Annotated in this window: 22 protein-coding genes; 13 read left to right on the plus strand and 9 right to left on the minus strand. The window is 61.8% G+C overall.

Annotation, left to right across the window (positions count from 1 at the left end; all coding sequences use genetic code 11):
- Positions 1-627: 627 nt before the first annotated feature.
- The 8 genes from OIM99_RS15445 (at position 628) to OIM99_RS15480 (ending at position 8,320) form a co-directional block, all read left to right on the plus strand.
- Positions 628-1,314 carry a cold shock domain-containing protein gene (locus OIM99_RS15445; protein WP_311851317.1) on the plus strand — a complete coding sequence of 229 codons (687 nt, stop codon included), beginning with the start codon at positions 628-630 and terminating at the stop codon, positions 1,312-1,314.
- A gap of 95 nt (positions 1,315-1,409) precedes the next feature.
- Positions 1,410-2,246: a nucleoside triphosphate pyrophosphohydrolase gene (gene mazG, locus OIM99_RS15450; RefSeq protein ID WP_311851318.1), complete on the plus strand. Its 837-nt coding sequence runs from the start codon at positions 1,410-1,412 to the stop codon at positions 2,244-2,246.
- Positions 2,243-2,590, plus strand: coding sequence for a hypothetical protein (locus OIM99_RS15455; RefSeq protein WP_311851319.1), 348 nt, complete (start codon positions 2,243-2,245; stop codon positions 2,588-2,590). Before mazG ends, OIM99_RS15455 begins: the two co-directional genes overlap by 4 nt.
- 69 nt (positions 2,591-2,659) lie before the next feature.
- The gene (locus OIM99_RS15460) at positions 2,660-3,334 is read left to right on the plus strand and encodes a CerR family C-terminal domain-containing protein (protein ID WP_311851320.1); all 675 of its coding nucleotides are present in this window, start codon (positions 2,660-2,662) and stop codon (positions 3,332-3,334) included.
- Between the two features lie 10 nt (positions 3,335-3,344).
- Complete coding sequence (hlyD, locus tag OIM99_RS15465) at positions 3,345-4,346, plus strand: secretion protein HlyD (RefSeq protein WP_311851321.1); 1,002 nt, start codon at positions 3,345-3,347, stop codon at positions 4,344-4,346.
- Between the two features lie 16 nt (positions 4,347-4,362).
- Complete coding sequence (locus OIM99_RS15470) at positions 4,363-6,090, plus strand: ATP-binding cassette domain-containing protein (RefSeq protein WP_311851322.1); 1,728 nt, start codon at positions 4,363-4,365, stop codon at positions 6,088-6,090.
- On the plus strand, positions 6,090-7,217 hold the full coding sequence (locus OIM99_RS15475) for an ABC transporter permease (RefSeq protein ID WP_311851323.1): 1,128 nt from the start codon (positions 6,090-6,092) through the stop codon (positions 7,215-7,217). Before OIM99_RS15470 ends, OIM99_RS15475 begins: the two co-directional genes overlap by 1 nt.
- Positions 7,214-8,320, plus strand: a complete 1,107-nt coding sequence (locus OIM99_RS15480; RefSeq protein ID WP_311852269.1) for an ABC transporter permease — start codon at positions 7,214-7,216, stop codon at positions 8,318-8,320. Before OIM99_RS15475 ends, OIM99_RS15480 begins: the two co-directional genes overlap by 4 nt.
- A gap of 1 nt (position 8,321) precedes the next feature.
- Here OIM99_RS15480 and hflX read toward each other — a convergent pair whose 3' ends face one another.
- The 7 genes from hflX to dusB form a co-directional block, all read right to left on the minus strand.
- A complete protein-coding gene (gene hflX / locus OIM99_RS15485) occupies positions 8,322-9,674 on the minus strand; it encodes a GTPase HflX (protein ID WP_409371536.1) in 1,353 nt (450 codons plus the stop codon).
- Positions 9,675-9,772: 98 nt separating this feature from the next.
- The gene (hfq, locus tag OIM99_RS15490) at positions 9,773-10,021 is read right to left on the minus strand and encodes an RNA chaperone Hfq (RefSeq protein ID WP_311851324.1); all 249 of its coding nucleotides are present in this window, start codon (positions 10,019-10,021) and stop codon (positions 9,773-9,775) included.
- 238 nt (positions 10,022-10,259) lie between these two features.
- A complete protein-coding gene (locus tag OIM99_RS15495) occupies positions 10,260-11,627 on the minus strand; it encodes a sigma-54 dependent transcriptional regulator (RefSeq protein WP_311851325.1) in 1,368 nt (455 codons plus the stop codon).
- 30 nt (positions 11,628-11,657) lie between these two features.
- On the minus strand, positions 11,658-13,913 hold the full coding sequence (locus OIM99_RS15500) for a PAS domain-containing sensor histidine kinase (protein ID WP_311851326.1): 2,256 nt from the start codon (positions 13,911-13,913) through the stop codon (positions 11,658-11,660).
- 189 nt (positions 13,914-14,102) lie between these two features.
- Entirely contained in the window at positions 14,103-15,590 is a 1,488-nt protein-coding gene (gene ntrC / locus OIM99_RS15505; RefSeq protein WP_311851327.1) for a nitrogen regulation protein NR(I), read from the minus strand.
- A 34-nt stretch (positions 15,591-15,624) separates the two neighbouring features.
- On the minus strand, positions 15,625-16,761 hold the full coding sequence (locus OIM99_RS15510; protein WP_311851328.1) for an ATP-binding protein: 1,137 nt from the start codon (positions 16,759-16,761) through the stop codon (positions 15,625-15,627).
- 22 nt (positions 16,762-16,783) lie between these two features.
- On the minus strand, positions 16,784-17,794 hold the full coding sequence (dusB, locus tag OIM99_RS15515) for a tRNA dihydrouridine synthase DusB (protein WP_311851329.1): 1,011 nt from the start codon (positions 17,792-17,794) through the stop codon (positions 16,784-16,786).
- Here dusB and OIM99_RS15520 point away from each other — a divergent pair.
- From OIM99_RS15520 to OIM99_RS15535, 4 genes are all read left to right on the plus strand, one after another.
- A complete protein-coding gene (locus OIM99_RS15520) occupies positions 17,753-19,075 on the plus strand; it encodes a bifunctional 2-C-methyl-D-erythritol 4-phosphate cytidylyltransferase/2-C-methyl-D-erythritol 2,4-cyclodiphosphate synthase (protein ID WP_311851330.1) in 1,323 nt (440 codons plus the stop codon). The genes dusB and OIM99_RS15520 overlap by 42 nt on opposite strands.
- A 91-nt stretch (positions 19,076-19,166) precedes the next feature.
- The gene (locus tag OIM99_RS15525) at positions 19,167-20,027 is read left to right on the plus strand and encodes an alpha/beta fold hydrolase (protein WP_311851331.1); all 861 of its coding nucleotides are present in this window, start codon (positions 19,167-19,169) and stop codon (positions 20,025-20,027) included.
- 64 nt (positions 20,028-20,091) lie between these two features.
- Positions 20,092-20,613: a CinA family protein gene (locus tag OIM99_RS15530; RefSeq protein ID WP_409371519.1), complete on the plus strand. Its 522-nt coding sequence runs from the start codon at positions 20,092-20,094 to the stop codon at positions 20,611-20,613.
- 5 nt (positions 20,614-20,618) lie between these two features.
- Positions 20,619-21,209, plus strand: a complete 591-nt coding sequence (locus OIM99_RS15535) for a class I SAM-dependent methyltransferase (RefSeq protein ID WP_311851332.1) — start codon at positions 20,619-20,621, stop codon at positions 21,207-21,209.
- 33 nt (positions 21,210-21,242) lie between these two features.
- Here the strand turns inward: OIM99_RS15535 and OIM99_RS15540 are convergent, their stop codons facing one another.
- Positions 21,243-22,190: a cupin domain-containing protein gene (locus tag OIM99_RS15540; protein WP_311851333.1), complete on the minus strand. Its 948-nt coding sequence runs from the start codon at positions 22,188-22,190 to the stop codon at positions 21,243-21,245.
- A 65-nt stretch (positions 22,191-22,255) separates the two neighbouring features.
- Here OIM99_RS15540 and OIM99_RS15545 point away from each other — a divergent pair, with 65 nt between their 5' ends.
- Positions 22,256-23,089 carry an IclR family transcriptional regulator C-terminal domain-containing protein gene (locus OIM99_RS15545; RefSeq protein ID WP_311851334.1) on the plus strand — a complete coding sequence of 278 codons (834 nt, stop codon included), beginning with the start codon at positions 22,256-22,258 and terminating at the stop codon, positions 23,087-23,089.
- Here OIM99_RS15545 and OIM99_RS15550 read toward each other — a convergent pair.
- Entirely contained in the window at positions 23,086-24,012 is a 927-nt protein-coding gene (locus tag OIM99_RS15550; RefSeq protein ID WP_409371520.1) for a LysR family transcriptional regulator, read from the minus strand. The genes OIM99_RS15545 and OIM99_RS15550 overlap by 4 nt on opposite strands.
- Between the last annotated feature and the right edge of the window lie 133 nt (positions 24,013-24,145).

The raw sequence follows: 24,145 nt of genomic DNA on the forward strand, positions 1-24,145 counted from the left end.
GGGCTCCTCCCTGTAAGGCGCCCCGGTCTGCTAGCTCACCAAACTGATAAAATCAATAACCCATATCTTTAGCTTATACGAATTCCAACCGCAAAAATCCGCTATTTTTCAAGATATTCGGCCCTCGCAATGACTTAGCACCTTCACGGCAAGTCCGATTCGACGGCGACGCCCTTAGGTCAGATCAATGACAGGGGAATGATGGTCGGACGGCAATTGGCCTCTAAGTTAGGTAACAAACGGACCTCAGGACCACGGCTCCATGTTTGGCTGTGTCGATCCCAACATTCATCAACGATACGAATTGTGCCGCACACGCAGGCTTCTATCAGACAGCCTTGCATCTTTCGTCGGAGAGATTCCCCGGAATGCGAATATTTTGTGTCGCGGAACTGCGTAGAGCAAAATAATTATTGTGGACAGATGGCGGAATCCAAAGGGGCCTGCTACACTCATGTTTCGTAGGCGCGGCAGGTCCGGTTTTGACAACACATTTTCGCGGTCACTTCGTTGACCCGCATGATGCAGAACCAGCGGTTCGAAACACCCGTTTCGACCGAGCGTCGGCTCGCGCGCTTACGAAATTACAGGCTGGCGGCCTGTTTGGCGGAGACTGACGAGAACACGATGAGCAAAGGTAAGGATTTTAGACCCAGGCGGCGGGGCTTTGACGATGACGGACCGATGGATTTTCCGCCGATGCGTCAGCCGAGATCACAGTTCGGCGGCGGCTCGCCGTTCCCGCCCCCGGACTTCGGTGGCGTAGCTCCCCCGACAGTCGACGCCACTGTGAAATGGTTCAAGGGCGACAAGGGCTTTGGTTTCGTCGAGCTCGGCAACGGGTCCGGCGATGCGTTTCTGCATATCGGCCAGCTCCAACAGGCCGGTTATGAGACCGTGCCTCCGGGCGCCAAGCTGAAAGTAACGACCGCGCAAGGCGCCAAGGGCATGCAAGTGACCCGCGTACTTGAGGTCGATCTGTCCACCGCGGATACGTCCCCGCGTCCGGCCCGTTCGTTCGACGGTCCGCGTGGCGGTGGCGGAGACCGTGGCGGCGGTGGTGGTGGCTTCGGCGGCCAACGCCGCGGTCCCGATCCGTCGACGGCAGTGGAACTCGGCGGCAAGGTCAAGTGGTTCGACATGACCAAGGGCTTCGGCTTCGTCGCCAGTGATGACGGCGGCAAGGATGTGTTCGTTCACATCTCGACCCTGCGTCCGGCCGGCATCACCCAGTTGGTCGAAGGCCAGGCGGTGACCATGCGTGTGGTCGAAACGCCGAAGGGCCGTGAAGCTGTGTCGATCGGTCTCGCCTGATCACTTGAGGCTTCGATTAAATTCAACGCGCCGCACTTGCCCTGCGGCGCGTTTTGCTTTGAGAAGAGCGCACGGTCAAAGCACAAGTGCCTCGCATGAAACCCTCGCGTGACATCGCCGATCTCCTTGCCATCATGGCGCAGCTCCGCAATCCCGATGGCGGCTGCCCTTGGGATCTGGAACAAGACTTCGCCTCGATCGCGCCCTACACGATCGAGGAAGCCTATGAAGTCGCCGACGCGATCGAACGCGGCGACCTCGCAGATCTGAAGGACGAACTCGGCGACTTGCTGCTGCAGGTGGTGTTCCACGCCCGCATGGCCGAAGAACGCGGCGCCTTCGACTTTCCCGCCGTGGTCGAAGCCATCACCGCCAAAATGATCCGCCGCCATCCGCATGTCTTCGGCGCCGCGCGCGACCTGCCGCCCGACGAAGTCAAGAAACTTTGGTCGGAGATCAAGGCCGAGGAAAAAGCTCTGCGGGCGCGCGAACGCGCCGCCGCCGGTCTTGCGTCGGAGGTTAAACCGGCCAGCGTTCTCGACGGCGTACCGACACCCCTGCCCGCGCTGACCCGCGCGCTCAAATTACAACAGAAGGCCGGTGCCGTCGGCTTCGATTGGAACGACGCGCGCCAGGTGCTCGCCAAGATCCGCGAGGAATGCGACGAGATCGACGCCGAGCTAGATGGTGGCGACGCCTCTGCGATTGCGGCTGAGATCGGCGATCTTCTGTTCGCCGTCGTCAATCTGGCCCACCACGCCGATGCCGACCCGGAAGCGTCGCTGCGGACGACCAACGCCAAATTCGCCCGCCGCTTCGCTTTCATCGAAGCCGCCTTGCACGATCAAGGGCGCAAGCCCACCGATGCCACGCTCGAAGAAATGGACGCGCTCTGGAATGCCGCCAAGGCCGCCGAGCGGGCGGGTTCGTGAGCCGTAGTATCAAGTCCACCGATCAAACCGGCCGCTTTTGGTTCGGCCTCTACATCGCCACCATGATCGCGATCGGAATTCTCTTCGGCCTTCTCTGGTACATGTCCCCCTTCGCGCTCGGGTTCGCGCAATGGCCCGCTGACCCGCTGAAAAAACGTTGGGCCATGCTGCTGTACCAGGCGTCCTTTTACGCCGGCATTCCGATGCTTCTGCTCGCGCCCCTTGTGGCAATGGGGCTGAATGCCAAGGGCTTTCGCCGAACCGCCATCGTTCTTCCGCTGGCATCGCTCCTCGTCTTTTCCGCTTCCGCAATGCTCGTTCTGAGTTTGCTCAATCCCGCCTGAGCGAAGGCTCCAGGCCGCTCCATAAACGTACTCGTTGACTAGTTCGTTCGAACGAACTAGTAGTCAGGCATGAGCAAGACGCCCCAAAAGCCGAAACAGCCTCTCCCCGCCCCAACGAACGATCGACTGTTGGAGACGGCCGTTGATCTTTTCGGTCGGAAGGGCCTCGAAGGGGTCAGCACCCGCGCCTTGGCCGCAGTTGCGGGCACCGCCATGTCGTCGATCACCTATCACTATGGCGGCAAGGAAGGGCTCTATCTCGCCACCGCCCGGCACATTGCCGAAAAGATCGAGAGCGGTCTGGGTCCGGCCCTCGCTCTCCTTCCCTCGATCGACAAGATCAAGCCCGAAGAAGCCCTCCCCCATATCCTCACCGTGGTCGACGGCATGCTCGGCCTGATGCTCAACCCACAGAGCGCGGCCTGGGCGCGCTTCATCGTGCGCGAGCAGATGGAGCCGACCGAAGCCTTTCAAATTCTCTATCGGCACATCTTCGATCGGGTCGCTGGCCGTGTGATCGCGCTTGTCGAGCACTACGGCAATGGCCGCTGGAGCCGGGAAGACGCGCGTCTCAAGGTGGTCAGCATTCTCGGTCAGATCGTTGTCTTCCGCGTCGCGCGCGCCACCGCGCTGCGCTTCATGGAATGGGACGACATTGATCCTGTTCACGCTGCGAAAATCCGCCGCGCGGTTCATGCCCACTGCCGGGCAATCCTCTCCTGCAACATCGCGGACCTGCCATGAGGACCTTGCCATGAGAACACGGCTCATCATCCTCGTGCTGCTCGCGGCGCTGGCCATCGCCGCCTATGTCACCCACGGGTTCGGCTTCCTGGCGCCGCAGGCAGGCGGTCCTCTTACCCTTTACGGCAATGTCGATATCCGCTCCGTCGATCTCGGCTTCCGCGTGCCCGGCCGCATCGCCGCCATGCCGGTGGAGGAAGGCGCGCATGTGGAAGCGGGAACCGTTCTGGCGCAACTCGATCCCAAGCCGCTGACCGATGCGCTGAATGCCGCGCAAGCGCAGGTCGATGTCGCCGGTGCCGAACGCGACAAGCGCCGCGCCGGTAATCGGCCGCAGGACATCGCCCAGGCGGAAGCGAGCGTCGCCGAACGACGTGCTTCGCTGGTGCAGACCCGCCAGGATTTCGAACGCCGCTCGCAGCTCTTCAAGACAGGCACGGTCAGCCAGGCGCAATACGATCTCTCGGAAGCGCAATTCAAAGCCGACCAAGCCCGCCTAGCCGCCGCCGAACAGTCGCTGTCGCTGATGCGCGCTGGTTTCCGGAAGGAAGATGTCGCTTCGGCAGAGGCGCAATATGCCGCCGCCGTCGCACAGCGCGACAAGGCGCAGACCGATCTCGCCGATACGACACTCAAGGCTCCGTCCTCAGGCACGATCCTGACGCGGGCGCGCGAACCGGGCGCCATCGTTCAGATGGGCGAATCCGTTTTCACCCTCACCATCGATCGGCCATTGCGCGTGCGCGCCTATGTGTCGGAACCCGATCTCGGCCGCATCTCACCCGGCATGGAGGCGCGGGTGAAAAGCGATAGCAATCCGAAGCTCTATCGCGGCACCATCGGCTTCATCTCGCCGACGGCGGAGTTCACACCGAAATCGGTGCAGACCGAAAGCCTGCGCACCGACCTTGTCTACCGCCTGCGCATCATCATCACCGATCCCGACGATGCCCTGCGCCAGGGCCAACCCGTCACCGTCACCATTCCGGATGCGCGGCCGGCAGGTCGGTAAGATGGAGGCCCATGACATGGACGGCCCGGTCGCCACCGCACATGAAGTCACCAAACGCTTCGCCAAGGACGGCCCTCCTGCCCTCGACACTGTTTCCATCGACATCGTCGCCGGGCGCATGACCGGGCTCGTCGGCCCCGATGGCGCCGGCAAGACGACGTTGATCCGATTACTCGCCGGCCTGCTCGACCCCGATGGCGGTACGGTCGAAGTGCAGAACCTGCCGGCCGTCGATGCCGACCATGCCGCCATCGGCTATATGCCGCAGCGCTTCGGCCTCTACGAGGATTTGAGCGTCATCGAAAACCTCTCGCTCTATGCCAATCTCAGAGGATTGCCGGCGAGCGAAAGAGACGCGCGCTTTCGCGAACTGCTCGCCTTCACCGATCTCGAGCGGTTCCGCGCGCGGCTTGCCGGCAAGCTCTCGGGCGGCATGAAACAGAAGCTCGGTCTCGCCTGCGCCATGGTGAAAGCGCCGAAACTGCTTTTGCTTGACGAGCCCGGCGTCGGTGTCGATCCGGTCTCGCGGCGCGAACTTTGGGCCATGGTGCGCAATCTCGCCGGCGAAGGCATCGGCGTGCTCTGGTCGACCGCCTATCTCGACGAAGCCGAAAAATGCGACACGGTGTTTCTGCTCAACGAAGGAAAACTGCTCTATGCGGGCGAGCCGGCGCGCCTCACCGGCCGCATCGAAGGGCGCGTCTATGGCGTCTTCGCGGGTGCTGATGGACGTCGCAAGCTGCTGGAGCGCGCGCTCAACGACAAGGACGTCACCGACGGCACGATCCAGGGCGCATCCCTGCGGCTGGTGATGAAGCCCGATGTCGGCGCGCCTACGCCTACAGCCATCGGCGCTGCCGCTGATTGCCGGATCGAAACGACGACGCCGCGTTTTGAAGATGCCTTCGTCGACATTTTAGGCGGCGGACCGCCGGGCACCAGCGCACTGGCCCAGGCCTATCGCAGTATTCCCGAAACGCAGGAACCGGCGATCGTCGCCGAGCGCCTGACCAAGCAATTCGGCGCCTTCACCGCCGCCAGCAACATCAGCTTTTCGGTGCCGCGCGGCCAGATCTTCGGTTTGCTCGGCCCCAACGGCGCCGGCAAGTCGACCACGTTCAAAATGCTCTGCGGTCTGCTGACGCCAACCTCCGGCGGCGGCCAAGTGGCAGGCCATGATCTGCGCAAGGCACGCGCCGAGGCGCGTCAATCGCTGGGCTATATGGCGCAGAAATTCTCGCTCTACGGCGACCTCAGCGTTCAGCAGAACCTCAATTTCTTTTCCGGCGTCTATGGCCTCACTGGCACACGGCAGCGCGAGGCGATCGAACGGGTCGTCGAGATTTTTCATCTCAAGGACTATCTCTCGGTCAACAGCGGCACCATGCCGTTGGGTTTCAAACAGCGCTTGGCGCTGGCCTGCGCCGTCATGCATCAGCCGCCGGTCCTTTTTCTCGACGAGCCGACATCGGGCGTCGACCCGATCGTGCGGCGCGAATTCTGGACCCATATCAACGGCCTCGTCGAACATGGTGTCACCGTCCTCGTCACCACCCATTTCATGGACGAGGCGGAATATTGCGACCGCATCGCCTTGATCTATCGCGGCGAGGAAATCGCCATCGGCACGCCCGACGACCTCAAGACGCAGGCGACGGAAAAGGCCGGGCTTGACGATCCGACCCTGGAAGACGCGTTCATCACCTTGATCGAAGAATCCGACAAGCAACGGGAGGCCGCCTGATGAGCGCCTTCAACCGGCAACGCTTCATCGCGCTCCTCGTCAAGGAAACGCTGCAGATCGTACGCGATCCCTCGACCTTTCTCATCGCCTTCGTGTTGCCGATGATCCTGCTGTTTCTTTTCGGCTACGGCGTCTCGCTCGATACCACGCGGATCAAGATCGGTCTTGCCTTGCAGGATACCGGCGCCCAGGCCCGCAGCCTCGCCACCGCTTATGAACGTTCCACCTGGTTCGATGTTACAGGCAGTCGCGATGTCACCTCGCTGAAGGCCGATCTTGTCGCCGGCAACATTCGCGGCATCATCGTCATTCCGCCCGACTTTGGCCGCCGCCTCGACAGTCGCGGCGATCCAGCCTCGATCCAGGTCATCACCGACGGCTCGATGCCGAATACCGCGGGCTTCGTCGCCGCTTATGCCGAGGGCATCCGCGCCAGTTGGGCAGCGGGCCTTGCGGACGAACGCGGCGTGCAGCCGCTCCCGCCGATCAGCCTCGCCCAGCGCTTCTGGTTCAACCCGGAATTAACCAGCCGCTATTTCCTGGTGCCGGGCTCGATCGCCATCGTCATGACGATGATCGGCACGCTGCTGACCGCCCTGGTCGTCGCGCGCGAATGGGAACGCGGCACGATGGAGGCACTCCTGGCGACTCCCATCGGCATGGCCGAGTTTCTGGCCACCAAGGTCATTCCCTATTTCATTCTCGGTCTGTGCTCGATGACCATCTGCACGCTGATCGCGATCTTCATTTTCGGCGTACCGTTTCTCGGCTCTGCTCTGGCCTTGCTCGCCATCGCCTCAGCCTTTCTGGTGCCGGCACTCGGCCAAGGGCTGCTCATTTCCGCCGTCACCAAGAACCAGTTCGTCGCCAGTCAGGTCGCGCTTCTCTCGGCCTTCCTGCCGGCCATGCTGCTGTCGGGTTTCCTGTTCGAAATCTCGTCTATGCCGCGCATCATCCAGTTCATCACCTATGTCGTGCCGGCGCGCTATGTCATTCCGCCCTTGCAGACGGTGTTCGCGGTCGGCGATCTCTGGGGGCTGTTCCTGCGCAATATCGCGGTCCTGCTCGGCTTCGGGGCTTTCTTCTTCCTGCTCGCCATCCGCGCGACCCGCCGGAGGATTGCCTGATGTGGGGCCGCATTTATGCGCTCATCGTCAAGGAAATGTGGGCGATCCTGCGCGATCCCAGAGCCCGCGTCATTCTGGTGGTGCCACCGCTCGTGCAATTATTTGTTCTCGGCTTCGCCACCACGCTGGAAGTCAAGAACATCGACGTTGGCGTCTACAATCGCGACAGCGGTGCATGGAGTACGGAATTCGTACAGCGGCTCTCTGGCAGCCCCAACATTCGCGGCCTCGTCTGGATCCGCTCGCCGAAAGAATTGCGGAGCGCCATCGACAATCAGCGCGTCATCGTCGCCGTCTCGATCGATCAACGGTTCAGCGCCGATATCGAAGCCGGCCGTCCTGTGACCATTCAAGCCATTTTCGACGGCCGTCGCTCCAATGCCGCGCAGATCGTCTCCGGTTATATCGAGCGCATCGCCGGCGAAATGGGCGCTTCGCTGGCGCCAGCCACCGCCAGCCGACGTTCACAGTCCGTCCTCACCAACTGGTTCAATCCGAACCTCGACTATCTATGGTTCACCATGCCGGCGCTGATCGTCATCATCAGCACCGTCTCCGGTCTTGGCATCACGGCGCTATCTGTGGCGCGCGAGCGGGAACTCGGCACGTTCGACCAGCTCATGGTTTCGCCGTTGCGTGTCCATGAAATCCTGATCGGCAAAATGGTGCCGCCATTCCTCGTCGGCCTGTTCAACGCCTCGCTTTATCTGATCCTGATCCCCTTTGCCTTCGGCGTGCCGCTGACAGGCTCGATCACTTTGTTCTATCTGGCGCTCACCTTTTATCTGCTGGCACTTGTCGGCGTCGGCATGTTGGTCTCGTCTTTGGCGCAGACGCAGCAGCAGGCTTTTCTCGGCGTATTCCTGGTGACGGTGCCGGCGACTTTGCTGTCGGGCTATGCCAGCCCGGTCGACAACATGCCGGGCTGGTTGCAGATCTTGGCACAGGCCAATCCGCCGAAACATTTTCTCATCGTCAGTGAAGGCGTTTTTCTCAAAGCCATGCCGGCATTGGATGTCCTGTCCAATACCTGGCCATTGGTCATCATCGCCTCGGTGACTTTAACCGCTTCGGCCATTCTGTTCCGGGCGCGGATGGAGTGAATTATTCGGCGGCCGGTCGACGACGGCTTTGCTTGGCCGTTTGGGCCACCCGGCGCGCCTGCGGCAAGCGACGCTCCAATCGCTCGATCATGTCAGGCGCCACGCGCAATCTGAAATGCACGCCGCCGTCCTCGTCCGTATCGCGCGACAGCACTTGCATATTGTCGTAGAGCCAGCCGAGCTGATCTTGTTCCTGCGGCCCAAGGCGCAATTCGAAGGTGACATGATCGCGCGACAACCGCGCCTCGATGCCACTCAAGAGATCCTCGACCCCTTCCCCGGTTAGAGCCGAGACCACGAAGGGCCGCTCCTCCACGGGGCGACGCGAGACGCTGGTGCGCAGAGCCTCCGCCTGCGAGGGATCGAGCAGATCGATCTTGTTCCAGACCTCTACGAAATGGCCGTCGTTGGGATCGATACCCAGGTCGCGCAACACCTGTTCCACGTCGCCGCTCTGCGCCTCGGTGTCTTCGTGAGAAAGGTCGCGCACATGCAACACCAGATCGGCTTCCACCACTTCTTCGAGCGTGGCGCGGAAGGCGGTGACGAGCTGCGTCGGCAGATCGGAAATGAAACCGACCGTGTCGGACAGCATGATCTTCTCGCCATGCGGCAAGGCAACAGCCCGCAAGGTCGGATCGAGCGTCGCAAACAGCATGTCCTTGGCGAGCACTTCGGCCCGCGTCAGGCGATTGAACAGGGTCGATTTGCCGGCATTGGTATAGCCGACGAGCGCCACCACCGGATAAGGCACGGCCTGACGCTTGGCGCGATGCAGGCCGCGCGTCTTCTTCACGCCTTCGAGATCGCGTTCGATCTTGAGGATGCGTTCCTGGATGAGCCGACGGTCGGCCTCGATCTGGGTTTCGCCGGGACCGCCGAGGAAGCCGAAGCCGCCGCGCTGACGTTCCAAGTGGGTCCAGGACCGCACCAGGCGAGAGCGTTGATAGGCGAGATGCGCCAACTCGACCTGCAACGCGCCTTCGCGCGTGCGGGCCCGGCGGCCAAAGATTTCCAGGATCAGACCCGTCCGGTCGATGACCTTGGCGTGCAGTTCCTTTTCGAGGTTGCGCTGCTGCACCGGCGACAAGGCGCAGTCGACGATGACGATCTCGACATCCTGGTCTTTGACCAGCGCCGCGAATTCCTCGACCTTGCCAACACCGATATAAGTGGCCGGACGCAGCTTCGACAGCATGGCGATTTCGGCCGCGACCACATCAAGGTCGATGGCGCGCGCAAGACCGGCCGCCTCGTCCAAACGCGCCGCCGGCGACCGCCCGGAAGGCGGCCGCACGCCAGTCGCTGGATCGAAGGCGACTTTTCGCTCGGTCAGGTAAGGGCCGATCACCAGGGCGCGGGTTGGCGCGTCGGGATCTCGGTGCTTGGTCTCGACGTTCGTATTGGACCCGAACGTGACCCTTTGTAACTCCGATTGAACTCGCTTCAGGACTAACCGCCCCCTTCCTCGCCCTGCTCGAACATCTGGATCGGTGCGCCGGGCATGATGGTCGAAATCGCATGCTTGTAGACCAGCTGCGAATGGCCATCGCGGCGCAGCAGCAGGCAGAAATTATCGAACCAACTGACGACCCCTTGAAGTTTCACACCGTTGACCAGGAAAATCGTCAACGGCACTTTGTTCTTGCGGACATAGTTTAGGAACGTGTCTTGCAGGTTTTGTGCGCGTTCTCCCGCCATTGTATATCCTTCGCTCCTGCTCTCTCATGATATGTCGCCCCACGATCAACCGCTGAATCGTGTCGACGCCATTCCCCGTCTGTTCGAGTTAAGGCCCAGCCTGTTTCACAACGCAAGTTCTCTTTGGACGGAATTCCCGCCGAAAAAGCTCCACCAAAAGCATTGTCCGCGGCTGTGCCCGACGATTGTTTCTGGATGCAATCTAGTTATTTCAGCCACTTGGTATACAGCTTAACCATCATTCGATTGCCAATGATTTCAATTTACGGTGTAGCGCCGAGCGTTCCATCCCTATGAACTCTGCTGTGCGTGAAATGTTGCCGCCGAACCGGTTGATCTGGGCCACCAGATATTCGCGTTCGAACACTTCACGTGCATCGCGCAGCGGCAGGCCCATCAGCTTCTCACCACCCGCCCCGTTCGGGGTCGAGGGCACCAGGGCGCCGATCTCGGCCGGCAGCATATCGGCGGTGATTTCGTCCTCCGGCCGGCCGGTGGCCAGGATCATCAGCCGCTCCACATTGTTGCGGAGCTGCCGGATATTCCCCGGCCAGTCGTGGGACTGGAGAATGGCCATGGCATCGGCGCCGATCCGCCGGCGCGGCATGCCGGTGGTGATGGCCAATTGCTCGAGAAAATACTCGACCAGTTCGCCGATGTCTTCGCGCCGTTCGCTGAGCGAGGGCACCCGCAGCGGCACCACCGCCAGCCGGTGGAACAGATCCTCGCGGAACGAGCCCTGGGCGATGGCAAGGCTCAGATCGCGGCTCGTCGAGGACACGATGCGCACATCCACATGGACGCGGGTGGAACCGCCGACGCGCTGAAAATTCTGATCGATCAGCACACGCAGGATCTTGCCCTGCGTCTCGCGCGGCATGTCGCCGATCTCGTCGATATAGAGCGTGCCGCCATGCGCCTCTTCCAAGGCGCCGATCTTGCGGCTGCGGCCATCGCCACCCTCGATGCCGAACAATTCCGTCTCCATGGAGTCCGGCATGATATTGGCGGCATTGATGGCGACGAACGGCCCCGACGAACGATTGGAGGCTTCGTGGATGACGCGGGCCGCCAGTTCCTTACCGGTGCCTGGCGCGCCGGTGACGAGAATACGAGAATTGGCGGCGGCGACCCGCTCGATCTGCTGACGCAGTTGGTTCATCACCGACGACTTGCCGACGACCCGATTGGTGGCGCCGGCGCGGGCGCGCAAATCCGTCAACTCGCGCTTCAGACGCGAATTCTCCAGCGCGCGATCGGCGATCAGCACCAGCCGATCGGCTTTGAACGGCTTCTCGATGAAATCGTAAGCGCCGAGCTTGATCGCCGACACCGCGGTCTCGATATTGCCGTGGCCGGAAATCATCACCACCGGCAAACTCGGGTGCTGCTCCTTGATCACCTGCAGCAACTGCAGGCCATCCAGGCGCGATCCCTGCATCCAGATATCCAGAAAAATAAGCTGCGGCCGGCGCGCCTCGATCGCCTCGAGCGCCTCGTCGGAATTACGAGCTGAGCGCGTGCCATGTCCTTCGTCTTCCAGGATGCCGGACACACCGTCACGGATGTCGGCCTCGTCATCGACGATCAAAATGTCAGCGGGCATAATCGTTCCGTCCGTTTTGAAAATGCTGTGTCATGGTGCGGCCTGAGTCTTTTCACGCGTCGCGCCTGAATCTTCTGATTTCGCCGCAGCCTCCCCTTCACGGAAATACAGGCGCACCCAGGCGCCCTGGCCATCGAGTGCATCGAGCAATTCGATGCCGCCGCCATGGTCTTCCATGATTTTGCCGACGATCGGCAGGCCAAGGCCGGTGCCTTCGGCGCGCGTCGTCATGTAGGGCTCCAGCAGCCGCTGGCGATTTTCTCGCGGGAAGCCCTTGCCGTTGTCGATCACGTCGATGGAGATGACATCGTCGGCATCGCGCGTCAGACGGACGAGAATGCGCGGCTTCTCCGGTTTGTTCTCTTCCATCGCGGCGATACCTTCGGTGGCATTCTTGACGATATTGGTGAGCGCTTGCGACAGCAGCCGGCGATCGAAATGGACGCTCAAGGGCTGAGCTGGCAGTTCCTCGACCAGATCCACATCGGGATTGCCGACGCGCATCAGGAACAGAACCTGGCGTACGCATTCGCCCAAATCGTCCACTTGTAAACGTGCCTTCGGCATGCGGGCGAAGGATGAAAACTCGTCGACCATACGTTTGATATCGTCGACCTGGCGGACGATCGTCGCCGTGCATTGATCGAACACGGCGCGGTCCTCGACGATCACCTTGCCGTATTTGCGTTGCAGACGTTCCGCCGAAAGCTGAATGGGCGTCAGCGGATTCTTGATCTCGTGAGCGATGCGGCGTGCCACGTCAGCCCAGGCGGAGGTGCGCTGCGCCGTGACCAGATCGGTAATGTCGTCGAGCGTGATGACGTGATTGCCGCCGCCTTCCTGCTTCTGTTCGGACGTCACCCGCACGTTGATCGTACGCTCACGACCGCGCCGGCTGATCGCGATCTGGCCTTGATAATTGCGCAGCGGACTGTTCAGCGCCGCATTCACCAGATCGGCCAGCTCGGGGACGACCTGAGCGATCGGTTGGCCGACCATCTCAGCGGGATCGCCCTCATGACCATCGCCGATGAAGCGCATGGCATAGGAGTTCAGCACCAGGATGTTGCCGGCTGCATCGACACCGATGACGCCTGCGGGAACGCCCGATAGCACCGCCTCCGTGAAGACGCGCCGTTCGTCATTCAGCTTGCTGGCCGCGATGAGGCTGTTCTGCTGCAAGCGCAGTTCGGACGTCATCTTATTGAAGGTCTCGCCCAAATGGCCGAGGTCGCCGTCGCGCGAATTGACCGGCACCTGGACATAGAGATTGCCTTCCGACACCTGGTCGGTGGCGGTGATCAGCCGGCGGATCGGCATCACCAGCCGGTTGGCGAAAGACAGGCCGAGCCATGTGGCGGATAGCAGAGTGATCAACGCCACCGTGACGAACATGGCGGCGAAAGCGATCTGAATGTTGCGGCGATGGCCGTCGTAGGCGTTGTAGAGCGTGTTCAGATTGTTCGCCTGCGCCGGGAATTCATTGGCCAGCGGATCGATGCCACGCGCCACGTAGATAAAGCTGTCGGGAAAGCTCTCCATCTTGCGCAGCGCCACGAAGGTCTTGCCTTCGTCGAGGATCAGACAGAGCGGCTCGTCTTTGGCCGCGTCGTCGAAATCGGTCGGCTCGGGCGTCACGACGCGGGAATCCGGCGCGGTGCCATATTCAGTGACGGTGCCGTCCCGGCGCATCATCACCGCCGTCGAGAACCCCAGCGTGCGGGCGCGCGCCGAGAAGAAATCGTGAAACAGCGCCTTGTTGCTCTGGTAGAGCGGATTGACCCGGTCGAGATCGCTCGCCGTCAAGCTAGCTTCCTGAAGCAGCGAACGGCACTGCGCCTCGCGGAACACCCGCGCCACTTCCGAGGTGTTCTGAATGAAGCCGCGCACGTCCTGCAGGAAGGCCGGATTAAGCGTCCGGTCCAAGGTTACCGAGCCGACGAAGGCGATCAAAATCGCCGGGAAGGCGGCGATGCAGGAGAACAGCGCCACCATACGGATGTGGACGCCGGAACCAGCAGCTTGAGCGCGCCGGGCGGCGATCAACCGCCAGAATTCGGCCAACAGCAGCAGAATGAGGATGAAAACCAGCGCCGCATTGGTCAAAAGCAGCGTGACGACCACCTCGCTGGTCGGCGAAATCGGTGTGTAATCGGCGAAAATCAGCAGCGTCGCCAGGGCGCAGATCAGCGCCAGCGAAACCGCCACGGCACCAAGCCGGCTCACGATCCGTCGATCGTGGCGCTCAGGGCCGATCACCTGTTCTGTTTCCCGCTGCACCGTCATTAATCAGCAAAATCTCAAAGGCAAGAATCCACCAGCGGGGAGCCGGCGGCGAAGAATCACAGCCTTCCAACGAGCGGATCAAATCGCGCTCGTTGCAATAATGCAACGGTGTTGCTGGATTGCGACAAAATCAGGGCTGCGGGGCGACCAAATCGGGCCGCCCACGCATTTCCACTGATTGTTGCTTTACTACCGCGAAGCCCGCAGCAGTCGGATATCGAGATCGCGGATTTTCTTGCGCAAAGTATTGCGATTGAGGCCGAGAAGATCGGCGGCCTTGATCTGGTTGCCGCGGGTGGCGGCGAGCGCCGCGGTGAGCAGCGGCACCTCGATTTCACGCAGAATCCGATGGTAGAGCCCGGCCGGCGGCAGGCTGTCGCCATGCTGCTTGAACAGATCGGCCAGATAATGTTCGGCGGCGATAGAGAGACGCTGACCGCGTTCCGGTTCCCGATCAGGCGCGGAAGCCGGCGTGGGCGCGGCCGAATTGGCCGGCGCGCCCCGTTCCATCGGCACGGCGTCGACGGCGAGTTCCGCCTCAACCAACTGCTCGCCGATCACCTCCTGCGGATAAAGCGCGGTGAGACGGCGGATCAGATTTTCCAGTTCGCGGATATTGCCCGGCCAGCGATGGCGCTTCAGCCGTTCGATGGCCGCATTATCAACCGACTTCAGTGGCAGCCCCTGCGCCGCGGCAAGCTTGAAGAAGTGGCGCACCAGATCGGGAATGTCCTCGGACCGCTCGCGCAACGGCGGCAGGCGCAGCGGCACCACGTTCAGGCGGAAGAACAGATCCTCGCGGAACAAGCCCTGCTGAATGAGCACGCGCAGGTCTTTGTTGGTGGCCGCGACGATGCGGACATTGGTCTTGATCGGCGTGCGTCCGCCCACTGTCGTATATTCGCCCTGCTGCAAGACACGCAGCAGGCGCGTCTGCGCTTCCATCGGCATGTCGCCGATTTCGTCGAGAAACAGCGTGCCGCCTTCGGCCTGTTCGAAACGCCCGACAGACCGAGCATTAGCGCCAGTGAACGCCCCGCGCTCGTGACCGAACAATTCGCTTTCGATCAGGTCACGAGGGATCGCCGCCATATTGATGGCGACGAACGGTCCGTTGCGACGTTTGCCATAGTCGTGCAGCGCGCGCGCGACGAGTTCCTTGCCGGTGCCGGACTCGCCATTGATCATCACTGTCAGGTCGGTCTGCATCAGACGGGCCAGGGTGCGATAGATTTCCTGCATGGCGGGCGAGCGGCCCACCAGCGGCATGCCTTCCATCTCTTCCGGCGCATCGCGCGTCGGCTTCGCCTTCGGCTCGTTCATCGCCCGTCCGACGATGGCGACGAGATCCTTGAGATCAAAAGGCTTGGGCAGATAGTCGTAAGCGCCGCGCTCGGAGGCGCGGATCGCGGTCATAAAAGTATTCTGCGCGCTCATCACGATGATCGGCAGCTCGGGGCGCATCTTCTTGATACGCGGCAGGAGATCGAAAGCGTTCTCGTCAGGCATCACCACGTCGGTGATGACGAGATCGCCCTCGCCCGCCTGCACCCAGCGCCATAACGTCGACGCGTTACCCGTTACCCGCACCTCATATCCGGCGCGTGAAAGGGCCTGGCTCAACACCGTCCGGATGGCGGTGTCGTCGTCTGCTACAAGGATATTCCCGGTCGCCATGAAGGCCTTGTCCTCATAAGTCCGGGCCCCGCAACTAAGGCTCGGATTGTCGCCCGTCCTGCTGCACGTACACTGGCATCAGGACTCTGAAGGTCGTCCGGCGCGGCTGCGGATCGCATTCGACGATCCCGCCGTGATCCCGAACGATTTTCGCTACCAGTGCAAGACCGAGGCCAGTTCCCGAGGCCTTGTTGGTCACGAAGGGATCGAACAGGTGTTCGGAAATTTCCGGAGCGATTCCAGGGCCATTGTCCCGAACGCAGAATTCCAGCGGCAGCGCCACGCTCGTCCCCGCGCCCTGGCCGCGGATGCGCACTCCCGGTCGGTAAGCCGACATCAGCTCGATCTCACCATCGATAGCGTGTTCGCCAATCGCTTCGGCGGCATTCTTCACCAGATTCAGGAAAACCTGGATCAATTGATCGCGATTGGCGAAAACCGGCGGCAACGAGGGGTCGAATGTCTCGACAAAGCGGATGTGACGGGCAAAACCGGCCTGCGCCACCTGTTTCACATGGTCGAAGACCATATGAATATTGACCGCTTCCCGCTCGATCGGCCGGCCGTCTGAAAACGCTTCCATCCGGTCCACGAGCTTCACGATCCGGTCGGTTTCGTCGCAGATCAGCCGAGTCAACGCCCGATCCTGGTCCTCCAGATCGACTTCGAGGAGCTGCGCCGCACCACGAATGCCTGAAAGGGGGTTTTTGATCTCGTGGGCAAGCATGGCGCCCAGCGCCGTGATCGATCGGGCGGCGCCGCGATGGGTCATCTGACGGTCCATCTTGTCGGCGATTGTCCGTTCTTGCAGCATAATGACTATTTTTTCATCATCGTCGCTCAGCGGACCGGCGTGAATATCGACAATCCGCTCATTCCCGAGGCGCGGGTTCCCGATCTCGACCCGATATTCGTTCACCACTGAACCGCGCCGCCGCACGTCGTCAATGAGAGCCAGGACTGGCGAGCGCGGTGGCAGCAGATCGGCAATCTTGCTGCGCAGAAGGTGCGACGCGCCCAGCTCGAAGAACTGTTCCGCCGCATTATTGAGGTCGAGCACCTCCCCGGCCCGGTTGATGCACAGCACCGGGTAAGGCAAGGCGTTCAGGATCAGTTCGGAGAAGGCCCCGGCCCGCCCCGATCCCCTCTCGGCCATCATATTATCGTCCATCGCTCATCCGTAGGGTGGTCATTCACGCGGCCGCGGCGACGAGAGGCGTCTCGAACGCGCGCGACAAAAGCTGTTCCGCCTCGGCGGCATTGTCGGTGGTCACCAGTTGCAGCCGCAGCGCTTCGGGCGCGCCGGCATGCTGGGCATAGGCCGAGAGATGTTTGCGGGCATGACGCAGACCGGTCGTCGGCCCCATGGTCGCCAGCAAAGTCTGCAAATGTTCCACAGCCGCGGCGGCTTTCGCCTCGGCCGAGATCGCCGGCGATTCCCGGCCAGCGAGGCCAGCAGCGATTTCGCCGACCAGCCACGGACGGCCGACCGCACTGCGACCAACCATGATCGCATCGGCACCGGAGGCAGCAAGCATCGCGCGCGCATCGGCCAGATTCTCGCAATCGCCATTGGCGACGAGCGGCAGCGAGATGGCTTCCCGCACCCGTGCGATGGCCGACCAATCGGCGCGGCCCTTATAGAACTGCTGCCGGGTGCGGCCGTGCACCGTGATCAGTTTCACCCCTGCGGCTTCGGCACGGCGGGCGAGTTCCGGCGCGTTCAGGCTGTCGGCGTCCCAGCCCAGGCGCATCTTCAAAGTGACGGGAATGGTGACGGCCCCGACCGTCGCCTCGACCAAAGCGAGGGCGAGATCGAGATCGCGCATCAAAGCCGAACCGGCATAGCCACCGGTCACCCGCTTGGCCGGGCAGCCCATATTGATGTCGACGGCCTCAGCCCCCGAGGCCTCGGCCAGCCGCGCCGCCTCTCCCATCCAATAGGGCTGGCATCCGGCGATCTGAACGATATGGGGTTTGACCCCCTCACCCTCGGCGCGCAGCCGACTCTCCTCATCGCCCCGCACATAGTCATCGGAGGCGACCATTTCGGAGACGACAGCGCTGGCGCCGAAGCGCATGGCGACGCGCCGCATCCCCACATCCGTGACACCGGACATAGGCGCGAGCAGCGCGCGGCCGCCGAGAAGCAGGCTTCCGACGTGAAAGGAGGAATTGCACAAATTCTGTGCATCGAGGTTCATGCCCACATTATAACCAAGTCAGCCGCCCTGACCAAGCGACAATCTGCATTGACGACAGCGGTTAAACACCGCAGATCGACAATCCGAGGTGACGTGATGGTGGCGACAAAAGCGGCAGTGGTTCTGGTGGCGGCGGGGCGCGGTACGCGCGCCGGCTTCGATCTGCCTAAACAATACCTGCCGCTCGCCGGCCTGCCCGTCGCCACCCGCACCCTGAATGCGGTGGCCGACACCTTGCCGGACGCCGAAATCTACCCGGTCATCCACCCCGACGATGCGGCTCTTTTCGACGCCGCCGCGCGGCTGTCACATGCCAAACACCTGCATGCCCCTGTTACCGGCGGCGCCACGCGCCAGCAAAGCGTCCTAGCCGGGCTTAAAGCGATAAATGAAGAAAATATAGATAAAATAACTGTTTTTATTCATGATATAGCGAGACCGTTCTTAAGTAAAAGATTAATATCCTCATCTATCACTTCAATTGAAAAAAGCGGTGCTACAATACCAGCTTTGACCATTGCCGACGCGCTCCGCGGTGTCGATGCCGATGATCAAATCACGGCTTCCATCGACCGGGCGACCGTACGGGCGGTCCAGACCCCGCAGGTGTTCGACCTAAAGCTTATCCGTGCCGCTCACCTCAAAGCGGAAGCCACCGGCATCACAGACCTCGCCGACGACGCCGCCGTGGCGCTCTGGGCCGGCCACCAAGTCTCGACCTTTCCCGGCGATCCCGCCAACATCAAGCTCACCACCAAAGAGGATTTCATCCTGGCCGAAGCTCGCCTGCTCGCTGCCCTGCCCGACATCCGCACCGGCATTGGTTTTGACGTTCATGCCTTTGGCCCCGGTGACCACGTCACCCTCGGCGGCCTCGCCCTCCCGCACAGCCAGGGGCTGACCGGCCATTCCGATGCCGATGTGCTGCTGCATGCCCTGACCGACGCTCTGCTCGGCGCCCTGGCCGACGGCGACATCGGCTCGCATTTTCCGCCGTCCGATCCGCAATGGCGCGGCGCCGCCTCGCGCATATTCCTCGAACATGCGGTCGGCCTGGTACGCCAGCGCGGCGGCATGATCGCCCATCTCGACGCGACCGTTATCTGCGAAGCGCCAAAGATCGGTCCGCATCGCGACGCCCTGCGCCGTTCCATCGCCGAGATCTGCAGCCTGGAAATCGACCGCGTCTCGGTGAAGGCGACCACCACCGAGCAATTGGGCTTCACCGGCCGCCGCGAAGGCATCGCCGCTCAGGCCTCGGCCACCATTCGGCTACCCTGATACCGAGACGGCATCGGCAGAGAAAAACTGATATCTTCCTAGCGCGATCCGCCTTGATACCCTGCCGTCATTGATCAAGGGAGGATCGAGCGTGGCAATCAGCGCCTTCGAAATCACGACGAAGACCGGAACCAAGCTCGCCGGACGTCGGGCGCGGTCGACAAAACCCGCAGCGACGTCACGGCCGGTTATCATAGCCATTCACGGCGGCACCTATACAAGCGCTTATTTCGACGTTCCGAACTATTCCCTCCTCGATCAAGCGCTCGCCAAGGGATTCGACATCATCGCCGTCGATCGACCAGGCTACGGCCATTCGACACCGCTCAATGACGCACCCGATCTCATCCATAAGAACGCCGAATATCTCAATTCCTGCGTTCCCGAGTTGTTGAACGATCTTGGCCGACCGAACGCGCCCGCATTTCTCATCGGGCATTCCATTGGCGGAACGATCACTGTGACGATGGCAGCGCTCCAACCGTCTTGGACATTGACCGGAATTGCTATTTCAGGTGTCGGCCTCAAAACACCGCCGGATCACGCGGAAAACTATGCGCATCTTCCGCAGCAGTACTTCGTCGAACTACCCACACCGATGAAGGATCAGGTGATGTTCGGCCCAGCAGGCACTTTCGCCGACGATATGCCGATAGCCAGTTACATCGCCAATACAACGGTACCTCGCTCCGAACTGACCGATATCACCGGCGGGTGGCAGCTACGTCTGCCGTTTCTGGCTCCCAAGGTCCGCGTGCCAGTCCACTATCGGCAAGGCGAGCACGAAAAGCTCTGGCTGCTGGATCAGGCCATGATCGACGGTTTCGCCGCCCTGTTCACAGCGGCCGGCCGTGTCGACGCGGCGATCACCACTGATGCCGGACATTGCATCGACTACCACCTCTGCGGCGCCAATTTTCAGCGCGAACAGCTCGATTTCGCGACCGGATAGGCCCAATAATTTCCATCATTGGCAGGCTCTGCTAAAGCTTTTCAACGCGTGATAAGGAGCCAGCATGTCGGAACAGCCGTTTTCACAAAAGCGCATGGAGCGCGCAGCGGCCCTGCTCGACACCTTGCGCGCGCTCAAATTGCAGGTGGTCACGGCTGAATCCTGCACCGGCGGCCTGATCGCAGGTCTGCTCACGGAAATCCCCGGTTCCTCCGACGTGGTCGAACGCGGCTTCGTCACTTATTCCAACGCCGGCAAGAGCGAGATGATCGGCGTATCAGCTGATCTGATCGCGAAACACGGCGCGGTCAGCAAGCCCGTCGCCATCGCCATGGCGGAAGGCGCTCTCGCCCATTCGAAGGCCGACATTTCCGTTGCCGTCACCGGCGTCGCCGGTCCTGGCGGCGGCACCGTCGAAAAGCCGGTCGGCCTCGTCCATTTCGCCACCGCTCGACGCAATGGCGAAACCTTTCATTCCGAGCAACACTTCGGCGAACTGAGCCGCAGAGCCATCCGCCTCGCCGCCGTCGACTTCGCTTTCAGTTTGCTCGAACGGCAGGCGGGAACCGTCACCGCGCCGCGCTGACACTTATGGATCGCGCCACGCACTCCGCTTACGACGACGATGCTGCGTCCTTTGCGCAGGATTGGCATGATCAGCCGCCACCGGCCGATCTGCATGCGATCGTCCAAAACTATTTTCTCAAGGGAACGACCGCCGATATCGGCTGCGGCTCCGGTCGCGACACGGCCTGGCTCACCGCCAATGGCTTTCCAGCTCACGGCTTCGATGCGTCGGAAGGTTTGTTAGCGGAAGCGCGGCATCGCTATCCGCAACTCACCTTCAGCCATGCCGAACTGCCAGACCTGGCGGAGATCGCCCCAGCCAGTTTCGACAACGTGCTGTGCGAAACCGTGATCATGCATCTCGATCGCACTGAAATCGCACCGTCCGTCCGGCGTTTGCTCGATATTTTGCGCCCTGGCGGCATTCTTTATCTGAGTTGGCGCGTTACGCCGGCGGCCGACGTGCGCGACCCGCATGGCCGGCTCTACGCTGCTTTCGATGCCGCTCTGGTGCGCGAAGCGCTCTCGGGCACGGCTTTCTTGCTAGATGAAGAAGTGGTCAGCGCCTCGTCCGGCAAGACCATCCACCGGCTGGTTGCAAAAAAGCCCGGCTGATAAGCCGGGCTTCAAATGACTAGGCGTGTTTGATTAGGCGCGCTCGAAAACCACCGTCTCGGGCTTTTCGGTGCCGATCACCGACCAGACGTTGCACGGCCCCGCGCTGTTGTTGCGGAACCAGTGGCGCCGGCCCGCCGGATTGAGGACGAGATCGCGCGGCCCGAGTTCCACCTCGGTCTTCACGCCATTCTCTTCCCACCCGACCGTCAGGCTGCCGTCGACCACGAGGAACGCGTCCTCCACGTCACGCTCGTAGGGCTTTACGCCAACGCCGACCGGAATGCCGAGCATTTCCTTGCGGCAGGTATCGGACTGAACGCCACCCGGCCCGACATAAACCTTGCGGGTGAAGCCCGCCGGATCCCACTGCGTCGGCTGCTCGCTGTAGCGGATGACATATTGCGCCATCTGCTTCTGCAACGGATGCGAACCGGCCACATCGAACGGCAGGGTCTTGCCCGGCGCGGCGCCGAAGCTGCGCGCCAGTTCCGGCGCCGTGTTCTTCGGGTGATAGAGGTAGCGCGGAGGCAGTGGTTTGCCGACGTCGACGCTGATCGACATCAGCACCGGCTCGACGCCGTCGTTGCGGAAACCATGGCCGACATCGCGCGCGTTGAGGATCATGTCCTTCGGGCCGAGGCGAACTTCGACCACTTCGCCATCGCGTTCCCAGCCGACGGTCAGCACACCGTCGAGGATCAGGAAGCTCTCTTCGATTTCGTGGGCATGGCAGGCGGCATATTTGCCGACCGGCTTATAGATGAGGCTGACAGTGAAATGTTCGGGCTTCAGGGTCGAGGTATCGCCGACCTTCGGTGAGCCGCCGGCGCCGATGTAGCGCATCTGCGCCCGCAGCAGATCGGGAAAGCCGCTATTGCTGGGAAAGGCATCCCAGTCGAACACTTTGGCGACATGCCGGCCGACATTGCGCCGTAGCTCGGCTTCCAGCGAGGTGGGGTTCGGGACCATGATGTTCATTGGTGTCTCCGCTGATGCTGAATGACCTCTACCCAAAAATCGTTTTATATGCGATATAGCGTTTTATGGGCAAACACCCCGATGATACGGCCGATCTCACCCGGCTGCTGAGCGAACAAACCGACCGCTATATCGTGCCAGGCCTGGTGCGCGGCCTGGCCGTTCTGCTGGCTTTTTCGCCGGAACGGCCGCGCCTGACCCAGCGTGAACTGGCCGATGCAGTCGGCGTCACCCGTTCGGCCGTGTTCCGCATCGCTTATACCCTGACCGAACTCGGCTTTCTCAACCATCAGCCCGAAACGCGCAGCTACACACTTGGCCCTTCGGTGCTGCGGCTCGGCTACGGCTATCTGGCCTCGCGCGATCTCGTCCAGGTGGCACTGCCACATCTCGAAGTGCTGCGCGATCGCACGGGCTGGTCGGCCCATCTCGGCGTGCTCGAGGGCAAGGACGTCGTCTATCTGTTGCGTGTGCCGACCCGGCAAGGACTTGCGAGCATCGTGCATGTCGGTAGCCGCCTTCCAGCCTATGCCACCACCATGGGCCGCATCTTACTCGCACATCTGAGCGAAGACGAGGTCATCGCGCTTTATCGCGATACGCCGCTCAACGCGGCGGGCCCACGAACCATTTCGGATCTGCCAGCGCTGCTCGAGCAGCTACGACAAGATCGCGCGCGCGGTTATGTCGTCCATATCGGCGGTTTTCAGGCCGGTGTCGCCAGCGCCGCCGCGGCCCTGCGCGATGTCAGCGGCAATGTCGTCGCCTCGATCAATGTTTCGGCCGCCTCGACGCTGACCGATCAAAGCGAGATCGACGACAAGATCGTGCCGCAACTGCTCTCGGCCGCCGAACTTCTATCCCAGGCACTAGGCTACGCGGCGCCACCCGCCGGCTAAAGCCCACGATGGCTTTTCTGCACCTGCGCCCAAAACGCTTCCGCCACATCGGCCATACGAGCGCGCGGCCGAAAGAGCGCGATCTTAACCGGCACAGACCATTGATCGGCACCAGCTAGGATCAGCCGGCCAGTTTCGCCCAATTCGTTACGCGCCAGGCTTTGCGGAATCCACGCCACACCTTTGCCGTCGACGGCCAGCGCCTTCAGCACCATGGCGAGATGCGAAGTAAAACCCGTTGTCAGATGCAATAGATCAGTGTGCTGAAACAGATTGGACGCCAGGATGCGCCCCATGCCCGATGTCTCTTCAAAGGCGAGATGCGGAACCGGCGCGTCGCGCGAACCCGGCAGTTGATAAAGCGGCAGCCTCGCATCGCTCCTAGCGCTAACCGGAACAAGTTGATCGGTCGCCAGCTCGACATGCAGGAAATGGGACGGATCGAGACCGATCATGCTGTCAGGATGGTAATGGCAGAGCAGGAACTGCGCCCGCCCCTCGACCATCAGCCTCTCGCACTCTTTCATATTGTCGGACAGCAAGCGCATCGGCATGGCCAGCGCATCGCTACCGATCTGCCGCACCCACTCGGGAAAGAAGATGAAGGAAAGCGCGTGGGTCGCCGCGAAGGTCAAAGTGGCGGTACTGGCGCGCAGATGTTCGAGCTCGCTTTTCGCCCGCTCCAGCCGACGGGTTACGTCCTTCGCCGCCTCCAGCATGATCGCACCGGCAGGCGTGAAACTGAGCCGATGGGTCGTGCGATCGACCAAGTCCATCCCGCACCAGGCTTCCAGCGCCTTGATGCGCCGGCCGAATGCCGGTTGCGTCACGTTCCGCCGCTCTGCCGCCCGCGAAAAGTTCAGCGTCTCCGCCAGGGCCTGGAGGTCGGCGAGCCAGGTACTGTCCAGGCTGGTAGTGTTCATTGAGCAGGACCGAAGTGAGCTTCTAGGCTATTATACAGCCATATAGAATAATCACCTATGCCAAAACGGCACTAAAATAGCCCGGACCGGCATTGGACTTGGCGGCCCACTTCCCCCAAAGCTGGCTCATCGC

Origin of the sequence: Methylocella sp. CPCC 101449 (genome assembly GCF_031921685.1) — a bacterium.
GTDB lineage: Bacteria > Pseudomonadota > Alphaproteobacteria > Rhizobiales > Beijerinckiaceae > Terripilifer.

Coding starts and splice junctions, on each gene's coding strand:
- OIM99_RS15445 (WP_311851317.1), top strand. CDS start 628: ATGAGCAAAGGTAAGGATTTTAGACCCAGGCGGCGGGGCTTTGACGAT.
- mazG (WP_311851318.1), top strand. CDS start 1,410: ATGAAACCCTCGCGTGACATCGCCGATCTCCTTGCCATCATGGCGCAG.
- OIM99_RS15460 (WP_311851320.1), top strand. CDS start 2,660: ATGAGCAAGACGCCCCAAAAGCCGAAACAGCCTCTCCCCGCCCCAACG.
- hlyD (WP_311851321.1), top strand. CDS start 3,345: ATGAGAACACGGCTCATCATCCTCGTGCTGCTCGCGGCGCTGGCCATC.
- OIM99_RS15470 (WP_311851322.1), top strand. CDS start 4,363: ATGGACGGCCCGGTCGCCACCGCACATGAAGTCACCAAACGCTTCGCC.
- OIM99_RS15475 (WP_311851323.1), top strand. CDS start 6,090: ATGAGCGCCTTCAACCGGCAACGCTTCATCGCGCTCCTCGTCAAGGAA.
- hfq (WP_311851324.1), bottom strand. CDS start 10,021: ATGGCGGGAGAACGCGCACAAAACCTGCAAGACACGTTCCTAAACTAT.
- OIM99_RS15495 (WP_311851325.1), bottom strand. CDS start 11,627: ATGCCCGCTGACATTTTGATCGTCGATGACGAGGCCGACATCCGTGAC.
- OIM99_RS15500 (WP_311851326.1), bottom strand. CDS start 13,913: ATGACGGTGCAGCGGGAAACAGAACAGGTGATCGGCCCTGAGCGCCAC.
- ntrC (WP_311851327.1), bottom strand. CDS start 15,590: ATGGCGACCGGGAATATCCTTGTAGCAGACGACGACACCGCCATCCGG.
- OIM99_RS15510 (WP_311851328.1), bottom strand. CDS start 16,761: ATGGACGATAATATGATGGCCGAGAGGGGATCGGGGCGGGCCGGGGCC.
- dusB (WP_311851329.1), bottom strand. CDS start 17,794: ATGAACCTCGATGCACAGAATTTGTGCAATTCCTCCTTTCACGTCGGA.
- OIM99_RS15530 (WP_409371519.1), top strand. CDS start 20,092: ATGTCGGAACAGCCGTTTTCACAAAAGCGCATGGAGCGCGCAGCGGCC.
- OIM99_RS15535 (WP_311851332.1), top strand. CDS start 20,619: ATGGATCGCGCCACGCACTCCGCTTACGACGACGATGCTGCGTCCTTT.
- OIM99_RS15540 (WP_311851333.1), bottom strand. CDS start 22,190: ATGAACATCATGGTCCCGAACCCCACCTCGCTGGAAGCCGAGCTACGG.
- OIM99_RS15545 (WP_311851334.1), top strand. CDS start 22,256: ATGGGCAAACACCCCGATGATACGGCCGATCTCACCCGGCTGCTGAGC.
- OIM99_RS15550 (WP_409371520.1), bottom strand. CDS start 24,012: ATGAACACTACCAGCCTGGACAGTACCTGGCTCGCCGACCTCCAGGCC.